The organism is Opitutus sp. ER46 (genome assembly GCF_003054705.1).
In the GTDB taxonomy this organism is placed as follows: Bacteria; Verrucomicrobiota; Verrucomicrobiia; order Opitutales; family Opitutaceae; genus ER46.
On record NZ_QAYX01000021.1, the window covers coordinates 458,177 to 483,999 of the forward strand.

At 67.7% G+C, this 25,823-nt stretch carries 17 protein-coding genes; 12 read left to right on the plus strand and 5 right to left on the minus strand.

The window, feature by feature from the left end; translation table 11 throughout:
- Positions 1-101: 101 nt before the first annotated feature.
- Positions 102-911, plus strand: a complete 810-nt coding sequence (locus tag DB354_RS10330) for a TatD family hydrolase (protein WP_107835539.1) — start codon at positions 102-104, stop codon at positions 909-911.
- Positions 912-1,098: 187 nt separating this feature from the next.
- Here the strand turns inward: DB354_RS10330 and DB354_RS10335 are convergent, their stop codons facing one another.
- Positions 1,099-1,398: an HPr family phosphocarrier protein gene (locus DB354_RS10335; protein ID WP_107835540.1), complete on the minus strand. Its 300-nt coding sequence runs from the start codon at positions 1,396-1,398 to the stop codon at positions 1,099-1,101.
- 77 nt (positions 1,399-1,475) lie between these two features.
- On the opposite strand from DB354_RS10335, the gene kdsB reads away from it, so the two are divergent.
- Complete coding sequence (kdsB, locus tag DB354_RS10340; RefSeq protein WP_107835541.1) at positions 1,476-2,222, plus strand: 3-deoxy-manno-octulosonate cytidylyltransferase; 747 nt, start codon at positions 1,476-1,478, stop codon at positions 2,220-2,222.
- A gap of 98 nt (positions 2,223-2,320) precedes the next feature.
- A complete protein-coding gene (locus DB354_RS10345; protein WP_107835542.1) occupies positions 2,321-3,355 on the plus strand; it encodes an alpha/beta fold hydrolase in 1,035 nt (344 codons plus the stop codon).
- A 107-nt stretch (positions 3,356-3,462) separates the two neighbouring features.
- Here the strand turns inward: DB354_RS10345 and carA are convergent, their stop codons facing one another.
- Positions 3,463-4,635 (minus strand): glutamine-hydrolyzing carbamoyl-phosphate synthase small subunit, encoded by a 1,173-nt coding sequence (gene carA / locus DB354_RS10350; protein ID WP_107835543.1) that lies wholly within the window; start codon positions 4,633-4,635, stop codon positions 3,463-3,465.
- Between the two features lie 369 nt (positions 4,636-5,004).
- Here carA and DB354_RS10355 point away from each other — a divergent pair, with 369 nt between their 5' ends.
- Positions 5,005-6,192, plus strand: coding sequence for a KamA family radical SAM protein (locus tag DB354_RS10355; protein WP_107835544.1), 1,188 nt, complete (start codon positions 5,005-5,007; stop codon positions 6,190-6,192).
- Between the two features lie 473 nt (positions 6,193-6,665).
- A complete protein-coding gene (locus tag DB354_RS10360) occupies positions 6,666-8,786 on the plus strand; it encodes a PAS domain-containing hybrid sensor histidine kinase/response regulator (RefSeq protein ID WP_158277475.1) in 2,121 nt (706 codons plus the stop codon).
- A 51-nt stretch (positions 8,787-8,837) separates the two neighbouring features.
- Here the strand turns inward: DB354_RS10360 and DB354_RS10365 are convergent, their stop codons facing one another.
- Positions 8,838-9,980 (minus strand): glycoside hydrolase family 88 protein, encoded by a 1,143-nt coding sequence (locus DB354_RS10365; RefSeq protein WP_107835581.1) that lies wholly within the window; start codon positions 9,978-9,980, stop codon positions 8,838-8,840.
- A gap of 189 nt (positions 9,981-10,169) precedes the next feature.
- Between DB354_RS10365 and DB354_RS10370 the strand changes: the two genes are divergently transcribed.
- The 5 genes from DB354_RS10370 to DB354_RS10390 all read left to right on the plus strand — a co-directional run bounded on the left by DB354_RS10370 (position 10,170) and on the right by DB354_RS10390 (position 21,428).
- Positions 10,170-13,454 carry a TonB-dependent receptor plug domain-containing protein gene (locus tag DB354_RS10370; protein ID WP_158277476.1) on the plus strand — a complete coding sequence of 1,095 codons (3,285 nt, stop codon included), beginning with the start codon at positions 10,170-10,172 and terminating at the stop codon, positions 13,452-13,454.
- A gap of 21 nt (positions 13,455-13,475) precedes the next feature.
- Entirely contained in the window at positions 13,476-15,362 is a 1,887-nt protein-coding gene (locus DB354_RS10375) for a hypothetical protein (RefSeq protein ID WP_107835547.1), read from the plus strand.
- Positions 15,363-15,498: 136 nt separating this feature from the next.
- Entirely contained in the window at positions 15,499-17,817 is a 2,319-nt protein-coding gene (locus tag DB354_RS10380) for a heparinase II/III family protein (RefSeq protein WP_158277477.1), read from the plus strand.
- Positions 17,818-17,898: 81 nt separating this feature from the next.
- Complete coding sequence (locus DB354_RS10385; RefSeq protein WP_146180183.1) at positions 17,899-19,560, plus strand: hypothetical protein; 1,662 nt, start codon at positions 17,899-17,901, stop codon at positions 19,558-19,560.
- Positions 19,557-21,428: a glycoside hydrolase family 97 protein gene (locus DB354_RS10390; protein ID WP_107835550.1), complete on the plus strand. Its 1,872-nt coding sequence runs from the start codon at positions 19,557-19,559 to the stop codon at positions 21,426-21,428. The genes DB354_RS10385 and DB354_RS10390 overlap by 4 nt, the downstream gene beginning before the upstream one ends.
- Before the next feature lie 25 nt (positions 21,429-21,453).
- Here DB354_RS10390 and DB354_RS10395 read toward each other — a convergent pair whose 3' ends face one another.
- Positions 21,454-22,485, minus strand: a complete 1,032-nt coding sequence (locus DB354_RS10395; RefSeq protein WP_107835551.1) for a LacI family DNA-binding transcriptional regulator — start codon at positions 22,483-22,485, stop codon at positions 21,454-21,456.
- A 96-nt stretch (positions 22,486-22,581) separates the two neighbouring features.
- On the minus strand, positions 22,582-23,685 hold the full coding sequence (locus tag DB354_RS10400; RefSeq protein WP_107835552.1) for a uroporphyrinogen decarboxylase family protein: 1,104 nt from the start codon (positions 23,683-23,685) through the stop codon (positions 22,582-22,584).
- 191 nt (positions 23,686-23,876) lie between these two features.
- On the opposite strand from DB354_RS10400, the gene DB354_RS10405 reads away from it, so the two are divergent.
- Both DB354_RS10405 and DB354_RS10410 read left to right on the plus strand, forming a co-directional pair.
- Positions 23,877-24,707 (plus strand): AraC family transcriptional regulator, encoded by an 831-nt coding sequence (locus DB354_RS10405; RefSeq protein ID WP_107835553.1) that lies wholly within the window; start codon positions 23,877-23,879, stop codon positions 24,705-24,707.
- Positions 24,708-24,790: 83 nt separating this feature from the next.
- Complete coding sequence (locus DB354_RS10410) at positions 24,791-25,762, plus strand: acetylxylan esterase (protein WP_107835554.1); 972 nt, start codon at positions 24,791-24,793, stop codon at positions 25,760-25,762.
- The last annotated feature ends 61 nt before the right edge of the window (positions 25,763-25,823 follow it).

Consider the following 25,823-nt stretch of genomic DNA (forward strand, 5'->3'; position numbering starts at 1 on the left):
GCGGGTGGCCGGCAGGGCCAGCGGGTGCGCAATGCGCAATGTCGCGGTGACGCACGCACGCGCGTCTTGAGCCTTCCCGGCTCCTCGCTTGAGTGGGGCGCATGGCTCTCATCGACACGCACACCCACCTCGAGTCCTTTGCTCGCGCCGGCACGATGCCGGGAGCGCTCCAGCGCGCGCGCGAGGCGGGGGTCGATCAGCTGATCACGATCGGCACGGGGCCGGACGATTGGACGATGTATCGCGAGATCGCGGGCCAGCAGCCGGAATTCGTGCGGTACACGGTTGGGCTGCATCCTTGTTCGGTGCAGGCGGACTGGGCGGCGGCCGTGGCGCAGATCGAGGCGTACTGGAGCGAAGCTTCCCAACCGAAGCCGGTTGCGCTGGGCGAATGCGGGCTCGATCGCTTTCACCTGCCGAAGAACGATCCGGCGAAGGCGGAGGAGATCTTCGGCTGGCAGCAACTCGCGTTTGCGGCCCAGCTCGAGATCGCGAAGCGGCTGGGCTGCGTGGTCGTCGTGCACTCCCGCGACGCCTTCCGGTCGAGCGTGGAGATGATTGATGCGAGCGGGGTGGATTGGCGGCGCGTGGTGTTCCACTGCTTCACCGAAGGCGAGGCCGAGATTGCGGAGCTGAACCGCCGCGGCGCGGTGGGCTCGTTTACCGGGGTGCTGACCTACAAGTCGGCTGAGAATGTGCGCCGGGCGGCCAAGGCCCAGGGCCTGGAGCGCTTCATGATCGAAACCGATGCGCCGTACCTCACGCCGATGCCGCATCGCGGGAAGCCCAATGAAGTGGCGTATGTCCGACACACCGCGGAATACGCCGCCCAGCACGTTTTCGGCATCCCGTTCGACGAACTGGCCCGAATCTCCTCCGCCAACGCCCGCCGCTTCTTCATGCTTCCCTGACGCGAATCATGTCGGTCGCTGCAGCGCCCCGATCGGTGGCAGACGATCCGTCGAGAATGCCCCGAATCTCCCGGTCGCTCACCTCAACTGCGCCGTGGCGGGCGAAACTCACGCGTCGTGATGAAACATCCCGCAGCGTGCCCCCAATCGCGCCCGCCCCGGGCGCGTCATGACTCGCGTTAGCGAATCATGCTTCGTCGAACTTGCGGGCGAACAGCGCCTCGAGTTCGGCGGCCATGGCCGGGGCATCCTCGCCGGTGACGATAAACTTCACCTTCGAGCCCTTGCCGGCCGCGAGCATCATCAGGCCCATGATGCTTTTCCCATTCACCTGTTCCTCATCCTTTTCCACGAGGACCTCGGCTTTGAACTTGTTGGTGATCCGTACGATCATGGCAGCGGGGCGGGCGTGAATGCCCATCTTGTTCTGCACGACCAGTTCCTTGATGAGAGGTTGGACTGCAGGTGAGGCGTCGCTTTTGTTCATGTCGTCGGAAGGCCGGCCAAGTTCCGGGTGCAGGCGGTGGCTTGCAACTCCAAAACAGGGCGGCAGGCTGCGCGGAAATGGCTCAGACCGCAATCATCGTTCCCTGCCGGTTGGAATCCACCCGCTTCCCCCGCAAGCTGTTGCACCAGATCAAGGGCAAACCGTTGGTCCGATGGGTTGCAGAAAGAATTAAGACGCAGGCCCCGGAGTTCCCGTTGTGGTTCGCCGTCGATCATGAACTCCTGCGCGACTGCCTGACGGAAGGTGGGTTTCAGGCGCTGATGACGAGTCCGGCGCACCAGAGCGGCACGGATCGACTGGCGGAGGCGAACCGGACCGTCGGCGCGAAGTATGTCGTGAACGTGCAGGCAGATGAGCCGCTGGTCACCGGCGCGCAGATTCGCGCCCTGGCCGGCATGCTGGTGGGTGGGGCGCCGATGGCGACGATGGCCACGCCTTTCCACCGCGCGGAGGATTTCGCGAATCCCAACCAGGTGAAGGTGGTGCTCGCGCCGGCGGCGAAGCGCGCGCTCTTCTTCTCCCGGGCGCCAATCCCGTTCGCCCGCGATCGCGGCGGCAGGGTCGACGATACCTGGGTGGCCAACCACCCCTGTTTCAAGCACCTGGGGCTCTACGGCTACCACGCGGAACTCCTCGAGAAGTTCGCCAAGCTGCCGCTGGGTCGCCTCGAGCAGATCGAAAAACTCGAGCAGCTGCGCGTACTGGAGAACGGCTACGAGATCGCGTGCGACGTCACTGAGGACCAGACGATCGGCGTCGATACGCCGGAGGACGCCGCGAAGTTCGAGCAGTGGCTGCACTAGCCGTGACGACCGGAGGACGCCGCCGGACCAGGGGATTGCTCCTTGCGGTGGCGTGCTGCGTCGGGGCGGTCTTGGCTCTTTCGGGCTGCGCATCGCAGATGCTGGCCAAACGCATCGTGCGGGCGCCGAATCACGACGGCCTCCCGCCGATGTTCCGCAACCCGCAGTTTCTGGCAACGGCAGATGCTGGCTACAGCCACCAGTGGCGCACCCGGGTGGGGCCGCCGGAGGCAGAGCTCAGCGTGGCGGTGTTGCCGGCGGCGCGGTACCGACTCGACTACAACATCAAGGAAACGAAGAGCCCTGATGGACAGGAGGGGCTCGATTTTTCGATGTCCACCGAGTTCAAGCAGGAGAACGGCCAGCCGTATCCCCGGATCGAACCGGTCAAGGGCACGCTGCTCCTGCTGCACGGTTTCCTGATGTCGAAGGAGGCGATGGCTGGCTGGGCGTTTTATTTCGCCCGCGAAGGCTATCAGGTGGTGCTCGTCGATCTGCGCGGGCACGGGCGCTCTACGGGCAAATGGATCGGTTACGGGGCGTGGGAGGCGACTGATCTCGTACGAGTCATCGATGACGTGCAGGCGCGCGGGCTCCTCGTCGGGCAACTCGGCGTGTTTGGACAATCATATGGCGCCGCGATCGCAATTCGCCTGGCCGCACTGGATCCGCGCGTGGCGACCGTCGTGGCGATGGCGCCGTTTGACGATGCGCGTTCCGTGGTCCCGGAGTTCGCGCGCGAATTTGATCCGAAGATCGCGGGGCGCCTCAGCGACGCGACGTATCAGGGGGCACTGCAGCGAGCGGCGAAACTGGCGGGCTTTGACTGGGCGAAACTGGACGTGGTGGATGCGATGCGGCGCGTGCAGGTGCCTGTGCTGCTTTTCCATGGCCAGGCCGACACGTGGGTCAGGCCGGTGCGGAGCGAGCGATTGCTGGCCGCCGCGCCGAAGGGCAGCCGCCGCGAGGTTACGCCCCAGGACAATCACCTCTCGTTGATGGTGCGGCTGGACCTCGTCGGTCCACCGTCGCTGGCCTGGTTCGACGAAAAGCTGGCGACGAAGCCGAAGGTGCCCGGGAGTGCGCCGACGGCTGCGACGAGGCCGACTGCCGCAACGAGCGCGGACCATTAATTGCGGTTCCGCGACCTCGGAATGGTTTACGGCACCGCGACAGGCGCTCGGCAGGGAGACGCGGAGAATCGCGTGCGGTCAGTCGACTGACGACGAGAGATCGCTGCTCAGATCTTCCCCGCCTTGCGGGCCTCGACCATCTTGTAGAAGTCGACGAACAGCGGGTCGGCGTCGTTCGGGCCGGGGGCCGCTTCCGGGTGGTATTGCACGCTGAAGACCGGGAGTCGGGTGTGACGCAGGCCTTCGACCGTGTTGTCGTTCAGATTGATCTCGGTGATCTTCGCGCCGCGGCTCTCGATCGACTTCGGGTCGGTCGCGAAACCGTGGTTCTGTGCCGTGATCGAGACCTTGCCGGTCTCGAGGTTCTTCACCGGCTGGTTGCCGCCGCGATGGCCGAACTTGAGCTTGAACGTCGTGCCACCCAACGCGTGCGTGACGATCTGGTGGCCGAGGCAGATGCCGAAGATCGGGTACTCCTCGATCAGGCTGGAGACGGTCTCGTGGATGTACGGCAGCGCGGCCGGATCGCCGGGACCGTTCGAGAGGAACACCGCGTCGGGCTTCTGCTCGCGGATCTGGGCCGCCGTCGCGCGCGAGGGGAACACCTGCACCTCGAAGCCGTGGTTCACGAGCTTGCGGAAGATCGAGTGCTTCGCGCCGTAGTCGAACGCCGCCACGCGGAACTTCTTCGCCGGGGCGCCGGGCGCGTTCATCGTCGTGCCCACCGGATAGTACGGCTGGTTGAAATTCGCCGGGTCGTCGGCCCGCCAGATATAGGGCTCGGCGCAGGTGACGTCCTTCACGTAGTCCGCCCCCGCCATGTCCCGCCACGTGCGGGCCAGCTCCAGCGCCTTGGCTTCGCTCAGCGCCGCGGTGCTCAGGCAGCACTTCATCGCGCCGTCGACGCGGAGTTTCTTGGTGAGGGCCCGCGTGTCGATTTCGCTGATGCCGGGAATGCCGTACTTGCGCAGGTAGTCGTCGAGCGACGACTTGCTGCGCCAGTTGCTCACCACCGGCGACAGCTCGCGCACCACAAAGCCGGAGCACTTCGGGCGGCTCGCCTCCGTGTCCTCGTCGTTCACGCCGTAATTGCCGATCTGCACGGCCGTCATGGTCACGATTTGGCCGAAGTAGGAGGGGTCCGTCAGGATCTCCTGATAACCGGTCATCGAGGTGTTGAACACGCACTCGCCGGAAACGGTGGCCTCGGCGCCAAAAGCACGACCGTGGAAGACGGAACCATCCTCCAGGGCGAGAATCGCGGGCTTGAATGTGGACATTAAAGCCGAACGAAAAAGTGAGAGCTCCACCCTGCCAAGGCGTTTCCTAGAAATCTTTGTCCTCTCGGCCGCTGGGACCAGCGGCCGAGAATCGGGACATTATCGTCGAGTATCTGGACATTATTATTTAAGGCGTTGTTGTGCAGGGTGTAATAATTGTATCCCTCGTCCAGGCGAGATCGTGCCGTAGGTTGACTCCGCCTCCTGCCGGTGGGCCTGCGGGGTGGGGCTTTGTCCCAGCCGCAAATGGGCGGATTCTCGGCCGGTGTGCTCGAACCCGCAGCGGGGCACTGGGTCGGTTTGCGGCGTGCCTTGCTTGTCGCGCCGTTTGACAGGGCGACACGTCACCTTTTCCTATCCGCCAAGCCCATGTCCTATATCGATGACCGCGCCACCTGGTTCGAGGGCCAGGGGCTTTGGCAGCACATTCCGGAAAGCAGCTGGCGCGATTGGACGTGGCAGCTGAAGAATCGAATCACCACGATCGAGCAGCTGGAGCAGTACATGACGCTCACGCCCGAGGAGCGGGCCGGTTGTGAGCACGCGAACCACAAGCTGGCGCTGGCGATCACGCCCTACTTTTTCAACCTGATCGACCGCAACGATCCCAACTGCCCGGTGCGCAAGCAGGTGATTCCGCGCGCGGGCGAGATGGTTGTTTCCGACGGCGAGATGCTCGATTCCCTGGGCGAGGACGCGCATTCGCCGGTGCCGGGCCTCGTGCACCGCTACCCGGATCGCGTGCTGTTCCTGGTGACCGATCGCTGCGCTTCGTACTGCCGCTACTGCACGCGCAGCCGCCTGGTTTCCAACGCCCAGGACTACAATTTTCACCCGGAGTACGAACAGGGCCTGCGTTATATCGAGGCGCATCCCGAAGTGCGCGACGTGCTGCTCTCCGGTGGCGACCCGCTGCTGCTTTCAGATCGCAAGCTTGAGCATCTGCTCGCCCGGCTGCGCGAGATCAAGCACGTGGAGTTCATCCGCATCGGCTCCCGGATCCCGGTCTTCCTGCCACAGCGGATCACGCCGGAGCTGGGTGAGATTTTCCGCAAATACGGGCCGATCTGGATGAGCATCCACGTCAACCACCCGAAGGAGTGCACCGCCGAGCTGCGCGACGCCTGCGAGCGGCTGTCGTTCGCCGGCGTGCCGCTGGGCAACCAGAGCGTTCTCCTTCGCGGGGTGAACGACGACGCCGACGTGATGAAGGCTCTCGTGCACCGCCTCCTGCGCATGCGTGTGCGGCCCTACTACTTGTACCAGATGGACCTCATCACCGGCGGCTCCCACTTCAAGGTGGATGTCCGCAAGGGTATCGAGATCATCAAGGCGTTGCGCGGCCACACCACGGGCTACGCCGTGCCCCAGTACGTGATCGATGCGCCCGGAGGTGGTGGCAAGGTGCCGATCAATCCGGATTACATTGAGAAGATCACGGACGACGAAATCGTCTTCCGGAACTACGAGGGCGACACCTACCGCTACCCCCTGAAGGCCGCGTCGAAGCCGACGCCAATGCCGACCCCGGCCGCGGTGCCCAGCGTGGTGCCCTGATTGCGGCGCCTCCGGGCCGAAAAGAGCGGGGGCGAAGCACGTTCAAAACGCGCGCCGGGAGCGCGCGTTCAAAAGTCACTTTGTAGTATAAACCGCTGATTAATAGCTCAATATGTGCTCTCAAAAAAACCTTCGGCTTTTTTTGAGCATTTTCGAAGCGGCGGCGTTTATCTCTCCGTAGTCAGCACTGTCCTAGAGGACGGTGAATGTTTGTAGTTCTTACGGTTTGCTTGGTGTTAGGTCACACGGGCCGCTCCTCCAACGGGAGCGGCCCTTGTGTTTTCCGAGGTTGGGTACCGAGCGGGAAGGGCGCCCTGCTCCCGGAGCCAGCTCGCGGTCCGGAAATATCCGCGGAGCCGGCGATGTCACTCGGCCAGGACGCTGCGCGCGATCGCCCTCCCGGGCGTCGGCATTTGTTAGCGTCGGAACTTCAGAGGGCTGGGTTGCGGACGCCAAAACTTCTTGGCAATGTGATGCTCGCTCCCCACTGCGTGTGCCCCGCCATGCCGAGTCCGACGCCTGACCCGCAGACCCCGTCTTCCGAGCCTCAAAGCGGAAGCACCCCGTCTGGCGACCCGGCACCCCCGCCCGGGCTTTCCGCCGCGGAGTCCCAACGGCTGCTGTCGGCGGCTGCCCATACGCGGCAGGTCCTGCTCAGCGTCGTCGAGGACCAGCGCGCCGCGGTTGAGGCCCTGCGCCAGAGCGAGGAACGTTTCCGCAACCTGGTCGAACGGTCCCCGGATTGGATCTGGGAAGTCGATGCGGACGCCCGGTTTACCTACGCGAGCCCGCGGGTGCGGCAGTTGCTGGGATTTTCCCCTGAGGAGATCGTCGGCCGCACCCCGTTCGAGTTCATGCCGAGCGAGTGGGGCGAGCGGGCGCGCAAATGGGCCGCGCGGATGTCCGCCACGCACGAGCCGTTCGCCGGCATCGAGGCGCACTACCTGCATCGGGACGGCCGGCTGGTGATCGTCGAGTCGAGCGGTTCGCCGTCGTTCGGTGCCGACGGACAATGGACCGGCTACCGCGGGATCTTTCGCGATATCACGCAGCGCATCGCGGCCGAGAAGGCCCTCCGGCTGCGCGGTGCCGCGCTCGAGGCTGCGGCCAACGCCATCGTGATCACCGACCGCTCCGGCCGCATCGAGTGGGCGAACCCCGCGTTCACCACCCTGAGCGGCTGGGCCGTGGAGGAAGCGGTGGGGCGCACGCCCGGCGAGATCCTCCGCTCGGGCAAACAGGACGCCGACTTCTTCCAGCGCATGTGGGGCACGATCCTCGCCGGCCGCGTGTGGCGCGGAGAAATCGTCAACCGGCGCAAGGACGGTTCGCTCCGCACGGAGCAGATGACCATCACGCCGTTGCGCGACGCCGGCGGCGCCATCGCGCACTTCATCGCCATCAAGCAGGATATCACCGAGCAGAAGGCGTTCGAGGCGCAGTCGCGGCAGGGCCAGCGCATGGAGGTGATCGGCACGCTCGCGGGCGGCATCGCGCACGACCTGAACAACATCCTCGCGCCGGTGCTGATGGTGACGGGCGTCCTCCGCGAGAAACTGCGCGACCAGGAGGACCAGGCGTTGCTGGAGATGATGGAGCGCGAGGCGCAGCGCGGGGCCAGCATCATCAAGCAACTGCTCACCTTCGGCCGGGGCGCCGAGGGTCAGCGCGCGATCGTGCAGCCCCGCCACATCCTGAAGGACGTCGTGCTCATGCTGCAGGAGACCTTGCCGCGCGAGATCGATGTCCGCCACCAGTTGCCTGCGAAACTCTGGCCCATCCTGGCCGACGCGACGCAGCTGCACCAGGTCGTGCTCAACCTGTGCGTCAACGCCCGCGATGCCATGCCGCACGGCGGCGAGCTGAACGTCGTCGCGGAGAATGTGCACATCGCCGAGGGCGACGCCCTGCTGCCCGCAAACGCGGCGCCGGGATCATACGTGCGTGTCGAGGTGCGGGATACGGGCAGCGGCATCGATCCGCAGATTCGCCACCGCATTTTCGACCCGTTCTTCACGACCAAGCCGATCGGCAAGGGAACCGGCCTCGGTCTGTCCACCGTCCTCGCCATCATGCAGCAACACGGCGGGTTCATCACCGTGGATTCCGAGCCGGGGCAGGGGGCCGCCTTCAAGGCCCACTTCCCCGCGGCGCCGGAGGAATCCGTGCCCCTGCCGGCGCCCCCGCCGCCCGCGCCCGCTGCCGCCCGCGGAAACGAGCTGATCATGGTCGTCGACGACGAGCAGAACGTCCGCGACGTCACGCGCGCCGTGCTCGAGCGCTACGGCTATCGCGTGGTCACCGCGGTGAATGGCCAGGATGCCATCGTCCAGTTCATCAGCCGGCGCACCGAGGTGCGCCTGGTCCTGACCGACCTGATGATGCCGGTGATGAACGGTCTCGCGCTCATCAAGTGGCTGCGCGAACTCGCCCCGGACATTCCCGTCGTGGCGATGACGGGGCTCGAGGACCCCGGCCCCGCCGAGGAGCTGGGCCGCTTCGGCGTCGCCGGCACCATGGCCAAGCCCTTCACCGCGGTCGTGCTTCTGGAAACCGTGGCGCGCCGGCTCGGGCTCCCGGTCCCGCCGGCGTAAGCGTGGAGTGACCGCACCGCAGGTCGGTGCGGGCATCGCGGCCGTCTGCGGCTAGGAGCGGCGGTCGACGGCGATGGCGGCCCGCTGCAGCGCCTCGAGAAAGTAGTAGTCGGCGTAGTTGAGCGGCACGTCGATCTCGCTGCCGCGCGGCAGGCTGCCCGTCGAATGCATCAGGATGAACCCGCCGTTCGACCCGACCTCCGCGCGATACGCGGGCGAGCAGAGGCTCGCGAGCTGGACCGAGGCAAATTGCACGTACTGCCGCCGGTCCTCGTCGGCAACCAACAGGCTGAGTTCAAACAAGGCGGAGCAGATGATCGCGGCCGCCGACGCATCGCGTGGCGCGCGCTCCAGTTGGGGGGCATCGAAGTCCCAATACGGCACCTTGTCTTCCGGGAGCCGTGGGTGGCCGAGGAGGAAGGCCGCGATCTTGCGGGCCTGCGCGAGATAAGCCGGCCGCCGGGTTTCGCGGTACATGAAGGTGTAGCCGTACAATCCCCAGGCCTGCCCACGCGCCCAGGCGGACTCGTCGGCCGCGCCCTGGTGCGTCTGCCGCCGGCGGGCAATCCCCGTCGCGGGCTCGTAATCCACCACGTGGTAGCTGCTGCCGTCCGGCCGGAAATGGTTCGCGAGCGTCACGTCGGCGTGACGGATCGCGATCTCGCGAAAGCGCGGGTCCCCGCTCTCCTGGGTCGCCCACAACAGCAGCTCCAGGTTCATCATGTTGTCGATGATGACCGGAAAAGGCCATTCGGCGCGGGTGTCCCACGACTTGATGCAGCCGACCACCGGGTTGAAGCGGGTGACGAGCGACTCGGCCCCGGCCAGCAGCACCGCCCGATAGTGCGGGTCGCGGGTTAGCCGGTATCCCTGGCCAAAGCTGCAATAGAGCATGAAGCCGATGTCGTGGGTCCGGCGGTTTGCCTTCATGCCTTCCAGGCCGCCGGTGTACGTGGCGGCCGACGTGCGCCAGGTGGCGTCCCGCGTCAGCCCGGCCAGCAGCCAGAGTGCCCCGGGAAAGAAGCCGCTGGTCCAGTCGGCGGGCCGCACCAGCACGCGTTTCCCGTGTTCCCACGTCCGCGGGTAGCGCTTCGCGTCGGGGAGCTGGCCCAGCAGCCAGCGGTACTGCGCCGCGGCATGTTGCAGCGCGTCACACCAGGCGGCGGCGGGAGGAACGGGGACGGGGGAGGACATCGAATTGAACCCGCCCACTCATCCCGGGCCGGGGCGGAGCTTCGACCCCTTTGGCGTTTTACGGTAAACGCACCTCACGGCGTTTACTGTAAACGCTGGCGGGGTTTGCGCGTCCTCATGGGCTGGCCGATGCCTGAACGCGAGCTTGTGGAGTTCGTTCCGCGGCGTCACCTCAACCCCCGTCCAATCATGATCCCTCCGCCCCGTTCCCGTGCTTCGCGTCCGTCCCTGGCGGCTGTTCTTCTCCTGGCGGCCCTCCTGCCTGCCGCCCGGGCGCAGGTTGCACCCGCGCCGGCCGAGGCGCCGGCCGGCGCCACGCAGGTCGCGCCCGTGGCGGCGACCGGGGATACCATCGTGCTCTCGCCGTTCGAGGTCGTCACGGACCGGGATCAGGGCTTCGTGGCCGCCAACGCGCTGGCCGGCGGGCGGCTCAACCTGAGCCTGCGGGACACGCCCGTCGCCTACTCGGTCATCAACCGCGAGCTGATCGACGCGCTCGGGCTTAATGACCTCAGCGAGGCGGCCGAGTGGACCACGAACTCGTTCAAGTTCCCCGACGGCGCCGGCGGCGGCGACCTCTACAACCTCACCGTGCCGGTCTCGGTGCGCGGCATCGCCAGCTCCAATGCGCTCCGGCAGCGCAACTTCTTCGTCTATTTCTCCGAGAACGACAGCTACAACATCGAGCGCTTCGACTTCGGCCGCGGCCCCAACCAGGTTCTGTTTGGCAACGGCGCCATGGGCGGCACCCAGGTCACGATGACCAAGCGCGCCCGTTTCGATAAGCCGTTCCGCACCGTCGATGTCGGCTACGGTTCCTGGGGTAACCAACGCGCCGTCCTCGATGTGAACCAGCCCCTCGGGCCGCGCGCCGCGTTGCGCACCTCCCTGCTGTGGTCCGACCGCGACGGCTGGCGAGACCGGGAGATGGAGCAGAAACAGGCGGCTTTCCTCACCGGCACGGTGAAGCTCTTCCGGGACGTTGAACTGCGGGTCGAGGGCGAGATCGGCGAGATCCGCCGGCGCACGCCTGACGCCAAGCTCCAGGACCGGTTTGCCGGCTGGGACGGCGCCTACACCGGCGGCTACCTGGCCACGCTGCCCGGCAACTCTGGCGCGCTGGGCATCAACCGCAACGGCGCGGGCTACTTCGTGCTCAACGCGGCGGGCGATCCGGGCACGCTGTACGGCTATACCAACTGGGCGATCACGCGCGGCGCCGGCGACACGTCGAGCACCTACGCCGGCACCTACCTCCAAGGCTCGCTGCCCGCGTGGAACCAGAGCGGCGCGACCCTCCTCAACGCCGTGAACGTCGCGCCCAACCGCTTCGACCGCGCGCTCGCCAATTCGAAGTTCCGGCTGCCTTCCCGCGCGTTTACCAACGCGCCGGACCTGCCGCTGCTCGACTCCGATTTTCGCGACCTCCAGGCGACGCTCAGCAAGCGCATCGGCGATGATCTGTTCGTCGAGATCGCCGCCGACATGAATGGCGTGAAGAACGACATCAACCGTCTCGAGGGCAGCGCGATCAACACCTACATCGACATCAACCCGACGCTGCCCGGCGGCGCAAACAACCCGAATTTCCTCCGGCCGTATGGCGACGGCCAGTACTCGGTCAGCGATATCAACACCGAGGCCAAATCCATCCGTGCCGCCGTGGCCTACATGCTCGATGCCGGCAAGTGGGGCAACTACAGCTTCAACCTCAGCGGCGGCCTCACCAACCAGCTCGTCGAGCGCCGCAACCGCGTCCTCGCCACCGGCATCGCGAACACCACGCAGCTCGCCGACCTCCGCCAGTGGGGCAACATCGATTACGCGCTGCGCGAACGCTTCTACTGGGGCGATGGCGGCGCGGTCACCACGCCCACCGGCACCCTCCGCTACATCGATCCGACCGGCGTCGCGGGCACGGTCACGCCGCAGTGGGTACCCATGGCCGCCGGCAGCGACAGCTCGAACAACATCTCCGACAACGACAGCGACTTTAACTACTTCCTGGCCTCGACGAACGTGAAGCTGTTCAGCGGCCGCGTCGTCCTCCTCGGCGCCGCGCGCTTCGACGAGTCACGGCAGGAGGTGCGCTACCTCAAGCGCATCGGTGACTTTCCGGAAAACTGGGATCTCAAGACGCTCTACTGGCGGCCCGACGCCCCGGCCGACTGGTCCGACCTCACCTACACGCCGGTGGGCTCCTCCTCGCCGACCTATGCGATCACGCGGCCTCGCTCCGCCAACGCCGCGGGCGTGCAGGTGGCCAACCCTGCGTACGCCAACGCGCGCTTCGCCGACGACTTCAACCCGCCCCCGATCGTGGGCCGTGGGTGGACGCCGTCCGTGGGCAGCATGGTCCACGTCACCAAGTGGCTGTCCGTGTTTGGTAATTACTCCGAGGCGTTTGCGTTCAACACGGCGGCGGCGCCGGACGTGAACGGCCGGCTGCTCCCGGTGGTGGAAGGGCAGGGGTGGGACGCCGGCATCCGGCTTTTCTTCTTCGATGAGCGGCTGAGCGTCACCGCTTCGACCTACCGCAACGAGGAGTTTGGCAATTACATCGACCCGACCTCCGTCACCAACCAGATCAATACGCTCTACCAGGCCAACGTCCTCGGGGATACCACCGCCGGCGGCCGCAACCACCGCGACGCCGCGGACATCAACGGCCTCGTCCGCGACACCCGCACCCGCATCGCGAAGGGCTACGAGTTCGAGGTGGTGGCGAACCTCACGCGCAACTGGCGCACGATCCTGAACGTCGGCCTCCCCAAGGTGACCGAGCAGGACTACGCGCCCTACACCCGCGCCTACGTCGCGCACAATGCCGACCTGTTCAAGGCCATCCTCCAGGATGCCGGTGGCGAGGTGGGCGCCGACGGCGTGGCCGTGCGCCGCACCGGCGTGGCCGACACCGGCACCGGGGGCAGCGAAGCTCAGGGCAATGAGGCCACCCGGGCGGTGAACGCGTACAACACGCTCTACTCCAACGTGCGGAATTTCGTGGTGAATCCGCGGCGCTCCACGACGGCGCCGGACACGGTGAATCTCTTCACCGACTACACCTTTCGCGATGGCTTCCTCCGCGGCGTCCGTCTTGGCGCCGGCGCCAACTGGCGCGGCTCGCGCGTGGTTGGCTATCGCGGTGGCGACACGATCGTGAACCCGGCGAACCCCACGGCGGCCATCGATGACCCGACCGTCGATGGCTACACCCCGGTCTGGGCTCCGGGCGCGATCCTCGTGACGGCCAACCTCGGCTACACCTGGAAGCTGAAGCAGGGCCGCGCGGTCACCGTGAACCTCCGCGTGAGCAACCTGCTGAACGAGGACGACGTGATCTGGACGGACACCACCTCGACGCTGCGCCCCAAGGGCGGCGATCTCACCACGCCCGCGCGCGAGACGGTGTTCGTGCCCTACGCCTACCAGACGCCGCGCGCTTACTACCTGACCGCCAAGTTCAGCTTCTAGCCCGCGGTCCCGGTGCTACCCTTGCCCTCCTCCTTCCTCGCCGTCGGCGCCACTGCGGCCGGCACCCCGTTGCGTGGGATCACCGGTTTCGACTACGGGATCATCGCATTCTACGTCGTCTTTATGCTCAGCCTGGGCGTCCTGTTTCGCCGGCTGAGCAAGAACACCTCGGACTACTTCCGCTGCGGCGGTGCGATGCCGTGGTGGATCACCGGCACCTCGGCGTGGGTCGCCACCTTCACCGCTTGGTCCTTCGTCGGCGCCGCCTCGGAGATCTACAAGTCCGGCCTCAAGGTTCTCCTGCTCTTCTACGCCTCGCTGCCGGCGCTCATCCTCGTCTTTCTTTTCACGAGCGTCCGGTTCCGGCGCCTGCGCGTCGTCACCTGGATGGAGGCCGTGCGCGAGCGCTTCGGCGGCACCTCCGAGCAGTTCTACACCTGGATCAAGGTTCCGGTGGAACTGATCAAGGCCGGCATCTACCTGATGACGATCAGCGTCTTCATCGCCGCCGTGCTCAATGTGCCCATCAACTCGGTGATCATCGTCCTGGGCATCACGATCACCATCGTGGCCTTCGCCGGCGGCGCGTTCGCCGTCCTCGCCAGCGACTTCGTTCAAATGTTCCTGGTCATGACGATCACGATTGTCGCCATGCTCCTCGCGGTCAGCCGGCCTGAGATCGGCGGCTTCAGCGGACTGCTCGAGAAGGTGAACACCCAGCACCCGGAGCACTTCCGGTGGTGGCTCGCCTGGCGCCCCTCGATTCTCTTCGGCTGGGGCCTGGCCTTCGCCTGGATCAAGTTCGCCGAGCTCAACAGCCTCGAGTACTCGACCATGTACCTGATGCCGAAGAGCGAGCCGCACGCCCGCCGCATGGTCGTCATCCCGCTGCTCGGCGGTCTCATTGGCCCCATCATCTGGATCGTCCCGCCCCTCGTGGCCACCGTCCTCTTCCCCGATCTTTCCGTGGTCTTCCCGTCGCTTCCGAAACCCACCGAGGGCGCCTTCGTGGCAACCGCGCTGGCGGTGATGCCCGTCGGTCTCCTCGGCCTCCTCATGTGCGCCATGTTCGGCGCCACGCTCACCAGCATGGATGCCGCGGTGAACAAATACGTCGGCGTGTTCGTCCGCAGCTTCTACCGGCCCATCCTCAAGCCGCAGGCCTCCGAGACGCATCTGCTCCGCGTCAGCAAGGTCTGCACGCTCGCGTTCGGCGCCGTCATCATCGGCTTCTCCCTCGCGGTGAACTCGCACCGGCAGAGCGACGTCTTCACCCTGCTCAACCAGTTCATGGTCAGCCTGGGCCTGCCGCTCACCATTCCAGTCTTCCTCGGCCTTTTCATCCGACGCACTCCTGGCTGGTCAGCCTGGGTCACCGCGGTGGCCGCGTTTGCGTTTTCCGCCTGGGCCAACTTTGGCTTCGCCGGCTGGGTGCAGTCGCCTTCCTTCCTCGCGGAAGTTCCCGGCTGGGCCCGCCAGCTCATCGGCGAGCCGGCTCGCGCCCTTACTGCGGGCGAGCGCGCTGACCTCCTCCTGGTCGTGACCGCCCTCGGCACCTCGCTGGTCGGCGTCTCCGTTTTCCTGGGTTCGATGTTGTTCTACCGCCGCACCTCCCGCGCCGAGCACGCGCGGATCGACGCGCTCTTCGCCAAATTGCGCGAGCCTGTGCCGCCTGCCGCCGACGCCGATATCAGCGACGAACCGGTCTATCGTCTCCTCGGTGCCCTCTGCATGGTGTACGGCGGGTTCATCCTGCTGCTCATGCTGATCCCGAATCCCGTGGTCGGCCGGCTATGCTTCCTCTTTGTCGGCACGGTGATCGGAAGCGTGGGCGTCGTCCTGCATCGGGTTGCCAACCGCAAGCGCGCCCGCGCCAACGCCGCCCTCGCCCCGGCCGCCGCCGCCTGAACTTCCACTCCCCTCGGCCATGCCGCCCGTGCGCCGCCCCGCGCCTGTCAAAACCCGGGGTTTACGCCTCCTCCGCGCGACGCTACCAATGCCCCGCTCAGCGCGCTTGTTTCTCTCCCCCTCGTTCTTCGCCGCCATGTCCGCCTGCCTCCGCCTCCTGCTGTTCGTTCTCCTCCTCTCCGGTGTTGTCCAGGCGGCGCCGCTGCAGCCTCGCGGCTCGCACCCGCGGCTCTTCTTTACCGCGGAACGCCTGGCCGCGCTGCAGGCGCGCCTGGCGCAGGAACCGACGTCCGCCGCCGCCTGGACCGCCCTGCGCGCCAGCGCGGACGCCGCCGTGGCGAAGCCCGACACCGCCACCCGCTTCCTCGAGCCGCTCGCGTTCGCGTATCGCATGACCGGCGACACCCGCTACGCCGAGGCGGTCCGTCTCGCCCTGCGGCGGGAGCTCTCCCGGCCGCATTGGGGTGAGCCTGACCTCCTGCGCCGTGAACCGGTCTGGCACGCCGGCCTCGGGCTTGCCCGCACGCTGCGCAGCACCGCCATTGGCTTCGATGCCATCCATGATTTTCTCGCGCCCGTCGAGCGCCGGGAGTTCGCCGCCGGCATCGTCCGGCTCGGCATCCTGCCGACGCTCGACGACTGGGTGCTCGGCGAGCGCCGCATCCACGCCCTCGATACCATGGGCCACAATTGGTGGAGCGCCTGCGTCTTCACCGCCGGCCTGGGCGCCCTCGCCGTGCTCGACGAGGAGCCGCGCGCCCGCGGCTGGCTCGAGCGCATTTCCGCCGGGTCCATCGAGTGGTTCGGCTACGCCGGCAGCGTCCTCGAGAACAAGCCCGCCAACTTCGACCGCGGCGGCGCCTTCTACGAGAGCGTCAACTACGCGTCCTTCGCCCTCGCCGAATACCTCGCCTTCCGCCTCGCCTGGACCAATGCCCTGACGACGCCGCCCGCCGAGATTCCGGCGCTCGCGCGCGTCGGCGACTTCTTCCTCGATGTCGCCTATCCCAACGCGGGCCCCGTCATGACGCTCAACTTCGGCGACGGCTCGCTCCATGCTGACGGCAGCCGGCCGCTCGCGCTGCTCTGGGCCAACGGCTACCGCACCCCGGCCTCCGCCTGGTACCTCCAGCGTGCCCGCACCATGAGCTATCGCGAGGGTCTCGACCGTTCCACGCCGCTCGGCCTTCTGTACTTCCCGACCGACGCCGAGCTCGGTGCCGCCCCCGCTCTGCCCGACCGGCCCACGATGGCCGTCTACCCCGATATCGGGTGGGCGATGCTGCGCAGCTCGTGGGCCCCGGACGCCACGCTCCTCGGTCTTCGGTGCGGCTACACCTGGAACCACGCCCACGCCGACGCGGGCTCCTTCATCCTCTTTCACCGCGGCCGCAACCTCCTGATCGATTCCGGCAACTGCGGCTACAGCCGCCCGGAATACGACGCCTACTACCGCCAGAGCCCGGCGCACAATGTCGTGCTCTGGAACGGCGGCGCGGAGAACCCGGAGAACACGTACGTCGGCTCCAAGTTCTCCGGTGCGCTCCTGTACCCGGTCGCTTCCGGCGATCTCCGCTACCTCCTCGCCGACGCCACCGGCCCGACGTCCCGGCTCTTCAACCGCAATTACCGGCATTTCCTCTGGATCGGAGACGTCATCCTCGTCCTGGACGACGTCGAGGCGTTCGCGCCGGGCCAGTTCGAGTGGCTGCTCCACGTGGGCGGCAAGGCCGAGCGGCGCGGGCTCGACCTCAAGGTTGCTGACGGCGACGCGTCGGTCTTGGTGCGTCCGCTCTTCCCGACTCCGTTCCCCGATGCCGGTCTGCCGACCGATTACCCCGAGAACATGCGATTGGTGGAGAAGGCCGGGTTCAAGGACCACGACCCCGACACCAAGGTGACCTACTACGCGTTGGCTCCGAGCGAGCAGACCCGGCGCACGAAGTTTCTCACCGCGATCACGCTCGTCACGCCTGTCAACCAGGACCACCTGCCGACGTTCGAGCGGTTGTCCGATGCGGCGATGATCGGCGTGCGCGTCCGGCAGGGCGGCACCACCACTGAGGTGTATGTGAATCTCCTCGCCGACGGCCGGATCCGCCATCGCAACGCCAACGCGACGCTCGGCGGCTGGGAAACGGATGCCTATTTGCTGGCGGTGACGCGCCCCGACGCGGCGGAGGCAACCGATGCCGACGGCGCCACGCGCATCTTCGTCGCGGATGGCAGCTACCTGCGGCGCGACGGGCGGGTCGTGCTGGATTCGCTCTCGAAGGTTTTCCTCGCCGCCCGCCAGGAGGGCGGCGCCCTCGAGGTTCAGCTCCAGGGCCAATCCGCGCGCGAGGTTCGCTGGCGCGTCCCGCATGCTCGGGTGCAGGTCCGCCTCAACGGCGCGACCGTGTCGCCCGCTTTCGACCCGGGGAGCCAGACCGTGCTGCTGACGTCGCGCCCTTGAGGCACGTTTCCAGTCTTCCCTACCACGCACCAACTTCGGGGGTGGAACCAAGAAACCCGTCTGCGCCACGTTAGCATGTTCATGCGCCTCCTCCTGGTTATCGCCTGCCTTCTTTCGTGTCTTTCGCCCTGCGCGCCCGCCGCGGAATGGCAGTGGTCCGTTCCCGTCGGGGAAGGCCGTGCGTTCCTCTGGATTCCACCCACCTGTCGCGAGGTTCGCGCGGTGATGGTCGCTCAGGACAATCTCCTGGAGGAGGGGATCCTGGAGCATGCCACGATGCGTCGCACGTTGGCCGCGCTGGGCATCGCCGAGGTGTTCGTGGCGCCGCCACGCGACGTCCCCTTCGACTTCCATCAGGGAGCCGGCGAGCGCTTCGACGCGATGCTGCGCGCGCTCGCGGCCGAGTCTGGGTACGCGGAGCTCTCCTCGGCGCCCGTCATTCCGCTCGGCCACTCGGCCTGCGCCACGTTCCCCTGGAATTTCGCGGCCTGGGCTCCCAGCCGCACGCTCGCCGTGCTCTCGATCAAGGGCGACGCCCCGCGAACCAAGCTGACCGGCTACGGCGCGGCGAACATCGCGTGGGAGGATCGCGACATCGATGGCGTGCCGGGCCTCATGGTTATGGCGGAATACGAGTGGCTCGAGGAGCGCCTGGCCCCGGCCATCGCCTACCGCTACGCGCGGCCGCTCGCCCCGATCGCCATGCTCGCCGAACCCGGACGCGGGCACTTCGACGCCTCGGATGAACTTGTGGGCTATCTGGCGATGTTCGTCCGCAAGGCGGCCGAGGCGCGTTTGCCGGCGGCCTCGGGAGCAACCGGGCGCCCCGAGGCGCGAGCCTCGCTGATCCCCATCAACCCGCGCCTCGGGTGGCTGGTGCAGCGGTGGACGCCCGATCAGCTTCGCAGTATTCCGGCCGCGCCGGCGCGCGAGTTCCGCGGCAAGCCCGGCGAAGCTTTCTGGTGTTTCGATCGCGAGATGGCCCTGGCCACGCAGGATTTCCGGGCCGACCAGATTGGGAAGCAGCCGCAGTTGCTGGCCTTCGTCCAGGACGGCGCTCCCGTGCCGCAGACCGACTCGCACGCGCAGGTGCAGCTTCGTTTTCATCCGCAGGAGGACGGCGTCACCTTCCAGCTTGGCGCCACGTTCCTCGAGACCGTTGCGCCTGGCGCGCCCAACTTGGTGCGCTGGACGGGTCGGCCCGCGGGGACCCGTCTCGGACATGCCACGGGCGGGGGCGCCATCCGACTCAGCCGGGTCACGGGGCCGGTGGTGCAGACGGGTCCGCAGACGTTTCGCATCGCGCTGAACCGTCTGTGGTCCACCGGCGATCGTCGGCGGGGTGATATCTGGCTGCTGGCCGAGCATCCGGGCGATGCCACGTACAAGAGCGCGGTCCAGCAGGCGCACCTCCGGCTCGAGCCGAATCGCGCCGGAGCGGCGCAGACGATCACGTTTGCGCCGATTGCCGACCAGCCCGCCACGTTGAAGTCACTCTCCCTGCGCGCCTCCTCGAGTGCGGGACCCGCGGCCAAAGTCCGCTTTTATGTGCGCGAGGGACCGGCCGAGGTGGATGGAGACACGCTGCATTTCACCGCCCTTCCGCCCCGGGCGAAGTTCCCGCTCAAGGTGACCGTCGTCGCCTGGCAACTGGGCCGCGCCACGGACCCCAAGCTCCAGTCCGCCCCGCTCGTGGAACAGACCTTTGTGCTCCGGCCGTGCACCGCCTCCCTCTTCCCATGAAGTCCTCCGTCCTGCTGCTCCTCGGCCTCGGTGCCGCCCTGCTCCTGTCGAATCGCGCGCCCGCCGCGACGGCGCTGCGCTCGCCGGACGGGCAGGTGGCCGTGACGTTCGACCTGTCGGCCGCGGGTGAGCCGGTGTACGGCATCACCTATCTCGGCCAACCGGTCGTGCAGGACTCGCGGCTGGGGCTCGAACCCGACTGGTTGGGCGGCTTCGCGCTGACCGGCCTGCGCACGACCTCCGAGCGGGGGCAATGGTCCGATCCCTTCGGGGAACGGCGCGAAGTGCCCGACAACTACAACCAGCTCACCGTTGAGCTGCGCGGGGCGGAGGGCCGCCGGCTGCAACTGGAGTTTCGCGTCTACAACGAAGGCGCGGCGTTGCGCTACGTCCTGCCGGCGACGCTGCCTGCCCCCGTGCGCCTCACCGGCGAGCGGACGGAGTTCCGTTTTCCGGCCGGTACCTTCGGATGGGAGGAGCATGGCACCGAGGGCATCTACCGCCGCGCGCGGATCGCGGATTTCGCCCCCTGGTGCGAGCGGCCGCTGACGGTGGAACTGCCCGGCGGAGGCTGGGCCGCCGTCGCCGAGGCGGCGAACGTCGCTTTCCCGCGCCTGTTGTTGTCGCCGGCACCGGGACTGCCCGGCGCCCTGGTCAGCGCCCTGGGCGGCACCAGCGCCAACACCGCGACGCGGGAGTTTGCCCAGGCGCATGATCCGTCGGCCACACTGCGCCCCGGTGAGGCCACGCCGTGGCGGATGTTCCTCGTGGGCCGCCGCCCGGGGGACCTGCTCGAGCGAAACTACCTCATGCTAAACCTGAATCCACCGTCGCGTCTGGCGGATACGTCCTGGATCCGGCCGGGCAAGGTGATGCGCGACACGACGCTCACGACGGCGGGCAGCAAGGCGATCATCGACTTTGCGGCGACCGCCGGGCTCAGCTACGTGCACCTCGATTGGAAGTGGTACGGCCCGGTCGAATACGAAGAGCATGGCGAGGCCATCGTGCGCGCCCCCAATCTCGATGTGCCGGAGATCGTGCGGTACGGCCGCAGCAAGGGTGTCGGGCTGATCCTGTACGTGGATCGCCGCCAGATCCGTCGCGAGCGGGACGCCCTCTTCGCGCGCTTCCGCGCTTGGGGCGTCGCCGGTGTGAAGATCGGCTTCGTCGACGTCGGGCCCCAGGCCGAGACAGCCTGGATCACCGAAACGATTCAGCAGGCGGCCGAGTACCGGCTCATGCTGAACATCCACGATGGCTACCGTTCCACGGGCCTCAGTCGTACGTATCCGCAACTCATGACCGTCGAGGGCATTCGCGGAAACGAGAACTTCCCCACGGCCGAGCAGAACTGCACGCTGCCGTTCACGCGCTATCTCGGCGGCGTCGGCGACTACACGGTCTGCTACTACGACAAGCGGCTGAAGACCACGCACGCGCACCAGTTGGCGATGGCCGTGGTGTCCTTCAGCCCGTTGCAGTGGATCTTCTGGTACGACAAGGCTGCGGCCTACCAGGGCGAGCCCGAGGTGGAGTTCTTCCGGCGGGTGCCGACCGTGTGGGATGAAACCCGCGTGATCGATGGCCGCGTCGGGGAATACGCGGTCCTCGCGCGGCGGAGCGGGCGCGAGTGGTTCGTGGGGGTGATCAACGGCGGCACCGCGCGGTCGCTGCCGCTGCCGCTGGATTTTCTGCCCAAGGGCGAAAGCTACACCGCCCACGTCTATGCCGACGATCCGACGGTGCCCACCCGCACTCACGTCCGGGTATCCACCGTGCCGGTGACCGCGGCGGCGACGTTGGACGTCCCGCTCCGGGCGTCCGGCGGACAGGCGGTCTGGCTCGAGCCAGTCCGCACGCCCTGAATTCCCGTTGCGGCGGTGGGGCAATCTACCGGGCGACCGCCCGTGGACGCTTTGCGGGCGACTGGCTCACGGAGCGGCCAGCCAGCCACTGGCCGTCGATCATCGTCACCTTCGGCACGGTCGGCGGGCCCTTCTCCCCGCGCTGGATCATCGCCGCGAGCTGCTCGATCGCGGTGGCGCCGATCTCCTCCGGCCGTTCGTCCATGCCCGCGAACAGCGAACGTTCGGCCTTGTTCGCACTCACGAAACCGACCCGACCCGGCACCTTCAGGTCGAGCAGGGCGGCCAGCGGACGGCACGACTTGTCGCCCTCGGCGATGATCACGTCGGGGTGCTCGTGCTTGAACCAACCGCGGACCTCCGCCGCTTCCGGCACCGGCCCGCGATGGATCAGTGGGCGCACGAAATCGGTGCCACCGATCATGCTCTGCCAGGCCACCGCGGCCGAGAACCCATGGTGCACCCGTACATCCTGCTCGGCGGGCAGCACGAGGCCGATGCGGCGGTAGCCGAGCTGCGCAAGCTGCCGGCAGATCTCGAGCGCGTTGCCAAATTGATGCGGCACCACCCGGTGAAATTGCGGTGCCAGCACGCCGTAGGTCGTCGTCACGACGGCGAAGCCGCTCCAGTCGAGCAGCGAACCGAGGTCACTCGGGCTCGCGATCGGCAGCAGCACGAGCCCTTCGACGCCGCGGCTGCGCAGCATGCGCTGCAGCGCGGGCTGGGGCCGGGGCGGATGCTCCACGCGAAAGAGTTCGAAGCCGTAGCCCAGTTCCTCCGCGCGCCGCCGCGCGCTGCGGACGATCTCCGCCAGGTACGTCGTGTCCGCGCCGGCGCGCACCGTGGTCAGCGCCGCGATCGAGGCCTGGAACCCGGGCTGCCGGCCGACGCGGAGGTGGTGCATCAACTTCGCCACCTGGGGATCGGGGCGATATCCGAGCCGCGCGGCTGCCTCCTGCACCCGTTCGCGCGTCGCCGCCGGGATGCGCGGGTGATTGCGTAGCGCCAGCGACACGGTCATCGCGCTGACGCCGGCCTCGGTCGCGATCGTGCGCATGGTCGGGCGGGGGGTGGAGGTCACGCCCCCGGTTTACGGTAACCCGCCCGAACGTCAACGGGTGCGACGCGCGGGCGGGGGGCGTCCGCCCGCCGGTCAATACGTGCACTCGCGGGCGGTCTGGACCAGCGTGCGCAGATTTTCCGGATCGGCGTGGAAGAAGTGATCCGAGGCGGAGCAGATGTAGCCGCCTCCGGCGCCGAAGTCGCGGAAGCAGGCCCGGACGTCGGCCGTGATCTCGGCGGCGTGCCCGGGTTGTTCGAACTTGGCCTGGTCGATCCCGCCGATCAGGGCGACGCGCCGGCCGAGCGTGCGTTTTACCCGCTGCCGATCGAGCTCGGTGGCGATGTCGCCCCCCACGCCGGGCGGACTCAGGGTCTCACTCGCGTCGCAGCCGTTCTCCGGGATGCGTTCGAGCAGCGGCATCATCCAGCCGCAGGTGTGATAGACCACCTTGTGGCCGGCGGCGTGCAGCGCCGCGATGACCCGCCGGTCGTACGGCAGGCAGAAGGTGTCGAACATCGCGGGGCTGATCACGTTCGCGCTGGCGGCCCCGCCGCCGTGCTCCACCAGGTCGAATTTCGCGTCCGCCCACTCGCGCTCCACCCACTCGATCGCGCGCTGCGTGAGTGCCTCCAGAAAAGCGTGCACGAACGCCGGGTCGTCGACGCTCCAGTAGATCGCCTGCTCCGTGCCGACGAGTTCGCAGAAGCTCTGCCAGGTGCCCGGCTGGAAGAAGGAGGTGACGGAGCCGCGCACGATGCCGCTGTCGCCGGTGCGGTCGTACCACGCGGTCAGGCGCGGCAGGTCGAGGCGGTACCGGGGCGCATGGCGGAGGAAGATCTCGGCGTCCCGCTGGTCCTTGATCAGGTGTTCCATCACGAACTCGGTGTACTCGTTGCGTCCGGCGAGCAGCGTGAGGTCGCCGTCGGGGGTCGTGAACGTGTGCCGCGTGAGCGTCATCCCGTTCTCCGTCCCGGCCGGTTCCGCCCGTTCCACCCAATGGGGCGAGGGGATCTCGCGGCGGATGTCGCGCGGGGTCACCGCGGCATCGAGCCCGATCTGCCGGGCGGCCGTGAGCTCGTCCACGCCGCCCATGTAGGTGGCGAGATGATACTCCTGCCATTGGTGGATCGTGATCGGCAGCCGGTCGGGCACACCGCCCGCGAGGGCCGTCAACATGCGTTCCTTGGAGGTCATGAAAAGGGGCGGGGCGGGGGCGCGCGCGTCCGGTGCCCCCACGCGGGCGCGGCCGACGAGTCGGACCGGGGACGGGAGGGGGAGCGGGAGGCGCGACGGTTGCTGGAAACCACCGCCGGGCGGGCCGCAGCGTAGCAGAACCAGCCGGTTTGTTCTTCCCGTGGGCTGACTTGCGCTTATGGCCTATTGACGTGCAGGACTTGAAATACTGGCGCAACCTCGTGGGCCGCGACGAGTGGTACCACCTGGCCCGGGTGAGTTATCACCCGGGCCGCCGCTCGTGGGGCCACACGCACGACTTCGCCGAGATCTTCTGGGTGGAGGAGGGGCAGGGCCGGCACCGCGTCAATGGCGTGGAGCAAAACTTAGCGCCCGGTGACATCATGTTCATCCGCCCGCGGGATCACCACCGGTTCGGCGCGGCGGATGCCGCTGGTTTCACGTTCGTAAACCTGGCCTTCCCCGCCTGCGTTGCGACGGAGATGGCCGCACGTTTTCCGGAGGCCGCCGCCCTGCACGATCCGGCGCCGGAGCTGCCGGTGCAGCGCGTGCTCTCGCCCCACCAGCGGCAGGTGCTTCGGCAGGAACTCCGCGGGCTGCCGCCGACGGATCGCCGCCGGCTGCGGCTCGAGCGGTTCCTCCTCGAGCTGTACGCGTTGCTGGTCCCGGCCCGCCCGGGGGTCGCGGGCCTGCCGGACTGGTTGGAGCAGGCCTGCGCCGAGATGCAGCAGCCGGACCAGCTCGCCGGGGGCGTGGCGACGTTCGTGCGCCTGGCCGGGCGCGGCGCCGAACATGTGGCGCGTACCTGCCGCCGGTACCTGGGCCTCACGCCCACGGCCTACGTCAATTCCCTGCGCATGGAGCACGCCGCCCGCGAGCTGCGGCTCGGCGCGAAGCCGATCGTCGAGATCTGCCTCGAGTGCGGATTCAGCAACCTGGCCCACTTCTACACCTTGTTTCGCGCCGCCCAGGGCGACACCCCGCGACGCTACCGGCAGCGGCACCAGCGCCTGGCGCTGTGACCGGGCGGTGGGCGTCCGCAGGATTGTGTCGACGCGCCGCTTCCGTTCTCGTGGGCGCCGCGTCACTTTCTCCCCCTTCGTCCATGCTGATCGACAAACCCCTCCCTGAACTGCGCCGTTACCGGGGCCGCAATCCGCGTCCCGCCGACTTCACCCGCTACTGGCGCGAGGCCCTGCGCGAACTCGACGCGACTCCCGTCCAGCCGGAGCTGGTGCCGAACCGCGAGATCGACGTGCCGGGCGTCGAATGCTTCGACCTGTGGTTCACCGGCGTCGGCGGCGCCCGCGTGTACGCCAAGTACCTGCGGCCGAAGGCGCCGATCGGCCGCCGGCACCCCGCGGTGCTGCAGTTCCACGGCTACTCCGGCAACAGTGGCGACTGGCTCGGCAAGGTGCCGTACGTCGCCGCCGGGTTCTGCGTCGCGGCCCTGGATTGCCGTGGGCAGGGCGGGCGCTCCACCGACGCGGGCGCGGTGCAGGGCAACACGCTCAACGGCCACATCATCCGCGGGCTCGACGATCCGGATGACCGCAAGCTCCTCTTCCGTTCCCTGTACCTCGACACCGTGCAGCTGGCCCGCGTCGTCATGTCGCGGCCGGAGGTGAACCCCGACCGCCTCGGCGCGATGGGGGCCTCCCAGGGCGGCGGCCTGACGCTCGCCTGCGCGGCCCTCGAGCCGCGGATCCGCCGCGCGGCGCCGGTGTATCCCTTCCTCTGCGATTACCAGCGCGTGTGGGAAATGGACCTGGCGAAGGACGCCTATGCCGAGCTGCGCGACTATTTCCGCCGGTTCGATCCGTGCCATGAGCGGGAGGCCGACGTGTTTCGCAAGCTCGGCTACATCGACTGCCAGCACCTCGCGCCGATGATCAAGGGCGAGATCCTGATGTACACGGGACTGATGGACCAGATCTGCCCGCCGTCCACGCAGTTCGCCGCCTACAACCACATCCGGGCCCGCAAGGAGATGGTGCTGTATCCGGATTTCGGCCACGAGTGGCTTCCCGGCGAGGCTGATCGTACCCTGCGGTTCATGCTCCCGCTCGCGCGCTAAAACGGACCGCTCAGAAAAGGGCAGGGGCCTGAGACGCCCCGCCCAAGATGGCGCAGCCATC

What these genes read in the sequence shown, in the direction of transcription:
- DB354_RS10345 (WP_107835542.1), top strand. Translation starts at nt 2,321, where the DNA reads ATGCTGGCCAAACGCATCGTGCGGGCGCCGAATCACGACGGCCTCCCG.
- DB354_RS10390 (WP_107835550.1), top strand. Translation starts at nt 19,557, where the DNA reads ATGAAGTCCTCCGTCCTGCTGCTCCTCGGCCTCGGTGCCGCCCTGCTC.
- DB354_RS10400 (WP_107835552.1), bottom strand. Translation starts at nt 23,685, where the DNA reads ATGACCTCCAAGGAACGCATGTTGACGGCCCTCGCGGGCGGTGTGCCC.
- DB354_RS10330 (WP_107835539.1), top strand. Translation starts at nt 102, where the DNA reads ATGGCTCTCATCGACACGCACACCCACCTCGAGTCCTTTGCTCGCGCC.
- DB354_RS10410 (WP_107835554.1), top strand. Translation starts at nt 24,791, where the DNA reads ATGCTGATCGACAAACCCCTCCCTGAACTGCGCCGTTACCGGGGCCGC.
- carA (WP_107835543.1), bottom strand. Translation starts at nt 4,635, where the DNA reads ATGTCCACATTCAAGCCCGCGATTCTCGCCCTGGAGGATGGTTCCGTC.
- DB354_RS10370 (WP_158277476.1), top strand. Translation starts at nt 10,170, where the DNA reads ATGATCCCTCCGCCCCGTTCCCGTGCTTCGCGTCCGTCCCTGGCGGCT.
- kdsB (WP_107835541.1), top strand. Translation starts at nt 1,476, where the DNA reads ATGGCTCAGACCGCAATCATCGTTCCCTGCCGGTTGGAATCCACCCGC.
- DB354_RS10365 (WP_107835581.1), bottom strand. Translation starts at nt 9,980, where the DNA reads ATGTCCTCCCCCGTCCCCGTTCCTCCCGCCGCCGCCTGGTGTGACGCG.
- DB354_RS10335 (WP_107835540.1), bottom strand. Translation starts at nt 1,398, where the DNA reads ATGAACAAAAGCGACGCCTCACCTGCAGTCCAACCTCTCATCAAGGAA.
- DB354_RS10355 (WP_107835544.1), top strand. Translation starts at nt 5,005, where the DNA reads ATGTCCTATATCGATGACCGCGCCACCTGGTTCGAGGGCCAGGGGCTT.
- DB354_RS10360 (WP_158277475.1), top strand. Translation starts at nt 6,666, where the DNA reads ATGCTCGCTCCCCACTGCGTGTGCCCCGCCATGCCGAGTCCGACGCCT.
- DB354_RS10385 (WP_146180183.1), top strand. Translation starts at nt 17,899, where the DNA reads ATGCGCCTCCTCCTGGTTATCGCCTGCCTTCTTTCGTGTCTTTCGCCC.
- DB354_RS10380 (WP_158277477.1), top strand. Translation starts at nt 15,499, where the DNA reads ATGTCCGCCTGCCTCCGCCTCCTGCTGTTCGTTCTCCTCCTCTCCGGT.
- DB354_RS10395 (WP_107835551.1), bottom strand. Translation starts at nt 22,485, where the DNA reads ATGCGCACGATCGCGACCGAGGCCGGCGTCAGCGCGATGACCGTGTCG.